The 2360-nt window shown below is 38.5% G+C and carries 4 protein-coding genes; 2 read left to right on the top strand and 2 right to left on the bottom strand.

Annotation, left to right across the window (positions count from 1 at the left end):
- A partial coding sequence (locus IBX42_RS12135; RefSeq protein ID WP_294933193.1) for an outer membrane beta-barrel protein occupies positions 1–476 on the top strand: 476 nt, incomplete at its 5' end.
- A gap of 69 nt (positions 477–545) precedes the next feature.
- Positions 546–1694 carry an aminoacetone oxidase family FAD-binding enzyme gene (locus IBX42_RS12130; RefSeq protein ID WP_294933192.1) on the top strand — a complete coding sequence of 383 codons (1149 nt, stop codon included), beginning with the start codon at positions 546–548 and terminating at the stop codon, positions 1692–1694.
- A 34-nt stretch (positions 1695–1728) separates the two neighbouring features.
- Here IBX42_RS12130 and IBX42_RS12125 read toward each other — a convergent pair whose 3' ends face one another.
- On the bottom strand, positions 1729–2067 hold the full coding sequence (locus tag IBX42_RS12125; RefSeq protein ID WP_294933191.1) for a type II toxin-antitoxin system HicB family antitoxin: 339 nt from the start codon (positions 2065–2067) through the stop codon (positions 1729–1731).
- Positions 2067–2360 (bottom strand): type II toxin-antitoxin system HicA family toxin (locus IBX42_RS12120; protein WP_294933190.1); only part of this gene is annotated, 294 nt, incomplete at its 5' end. The genes IBX42_RS12120 and IBX42_RS12125, both read right to left, overlap by 1 nt.

Raw genomic sequence — 2360 nt, 5'->3', positions numbered from 1 at the left:
TTCTAGCTGTTGCCATTGCCGTTTCCTCTTTAGCTGCCGATGAGGTTAGAAGAACAGTATATATCGGTGTTTCAACTGCTTCTATAGAAAATGAGAGTATGACCGAGGGAGTATTTGGATTTGGGGTGGATAAAATCTATAGCAGCTGTATGCTTTGGGGGCTTCATAGCGAGTACAGCTTTGGCAAACTCTCGGATGATGCCACAAATGAAAATGACATGGTAGCTACCATAGAGTTAGACTTAAAAGCCGGTTTTGTTCCCTTTAGAGGCTTTTCGGTCTTTGCTTTGGCGGCTGGAGCAGGGCAGTATATAGAGAATGACGGTGCTTATGGTTTTGGGTATGGTGCAGGGATGGACTATGCGCTGAGTGAGAGCATTATTTTTGATGTGAGATACAAAACTTACAGCATGAAAAACACTCTGCTAGACTATGACTACGACAAAGCCGTTGTATCTTTGAGATACAAGTTTTAAAAAAAAACTTTAGATAGTTGCGAGCTCAAGAATTGCAAAGCTAAAGGTGCCATAAAGTATAATTTCGACATGAAGATATATGATGTTTTAATACTCGGCGCAGGTGCAAGCGGACTTATGTGTGCCTCAAATTTGGACAAAAAGCTAAGTGTCGCAATAGTTGATGGAAATAGTAAAGTTGCCCAGAAGCTGAAAATTTCAGGCGGCGGAAAATGTAATATTACGAACACCCAGTTAAGCAGAGACAATTATGATGGCGATAAAGAGTTTATATTTAATGTCTTTGAGACTTTCTCAAGAGATGACCTGCTTGAATATCTACATAAAAACGCTCTTGAACCCGTAGTGAGAAAAAAGCACTACTACTTCTGCAAAGACTCCTCCGATGAGATTATAAGCCTCTTTAAAAAAAAGATAAAAAACGTAGATCTTTTTTTAAACAGCGAGATTTTATGGGTAAAAAAAGAGGGTGATATTTTTGAAGTCAAGAGTCTAAAAGAGCTCTTTAGAGCTAAAAAAGTAGTCGTAGCAACAGGAGGCAAAAGCTATCAAAGCCTCGGCGCTAGCGATATCGGTCTTGAAATTGCAAAGAGTTTTGGCATAAAAGTAAAAGAGTTTACTCCCGCACTTGTCGGGCTTACCGTTCAAAAAGAGCAGTTCTGGATGAAAGAGCTAAGCGGTCTTAGCTGCCCCGTTGCCATCAAAGTTGAGGGCAAAATCCTAAAAGAGGAGCTTCTCTTCGCTCACAAAGGCATAAGCGGCCCTGCTGTTTTATCGGCATCGCTCTATTGGCAAAAGGGAAATATTGCAATAGATTTTCTTCCTGATGAGAATATTTTAGAGCTAATCAAGGGGAGTAAAAAACAGATAAGTTCAGTAATCCCGCTTCCAAAAAGACTCTCAAAAGCTATTTTAGAAGCACTGCATATAGAAGATATAGAGTGCAAAAAAGTTACAAATGAGATAAAAGAGAAGTTAGTGCGTATTCACGATTATGAGTTCGCACCTGCAGGAAATTTCGGTTTTTCAAAAGCTGAAGTGTGCCGCGGCGGAGTCTTGAGTGAGGAGCTAAATCCATACAGTATGGAAGCACTGGATGTAAAAGGACTCTTTTTTATTGGTGAAGTCGTTGATGTAACGGGTGAGCTTGGCGGATACAATTTTCAATGGGCGTTTAGCAGCGGGTATGTCTGTGCAAAAGGGATAAGTGAAAGTTAGAGAACTTACTGCAACGGCACAGCAAGTTTATATTTTATGCAGAATGGATTTTTGTTTTCAATAAATTTTGAATAAAGGCATTCAAAGAAACGCCTGCTTTAAGTGCTTCTTGATGTATTTTTTGATGTAACTTGGGGTCGATTCTGACATTAAATACACCTTTATAAGTCTTTTGCGGCTTTCTTCCTAACTCTTTACATGTTTGCAGATACTCATCGACAGCATTATGAAAGTTTGTCTCTAGTTCACTTGCGCTATCTGCTTCAAAGGTTACCAAATCATCGATAAGCTCTACTTTTCCAAAAAAGAGTTTGTCATCACTAGAATACTCTATTGAACCGATATAGCCTTTATATTCGATTGTATTTGCCATTATATTATCTCCTTTAGCTTGGTTTGGATCTGTTTTACAAGATAGATTTTTAAGATGTTGCTAGGGTGCGGTTTATGCAAGTTTATGAGATTGTCTTTCTCTTTGTTGTAAAACTTTACGGCAGAGCCGCTACCTTCTATCCTGTCATAACCAAGACTGATAAGCAGAGTTTGAAGTTCGTCAAATGTTAAATCCTTATTTGGGGGCACTTTTAAAAATCTGCTTAATAGTTTATCTTTCTTACTCATGCTAAAATGATACCATAAAATAGTTACAAAAAAGCATTGAATTGA

Origin of the sequence: Sulfurimonas sp. (assembly GCF_014859695.1) — a bacterium.
GTDB lineage: Bacteria > Campylobacterota > Campylobacteria > Campylobacterales > Sulfurimonadaceae > Sulfurimonas.
Note: the sequence above shows the minus strand (reverse complement) of the source record. Positions and strands in the feature narration are given on the sequence as shown.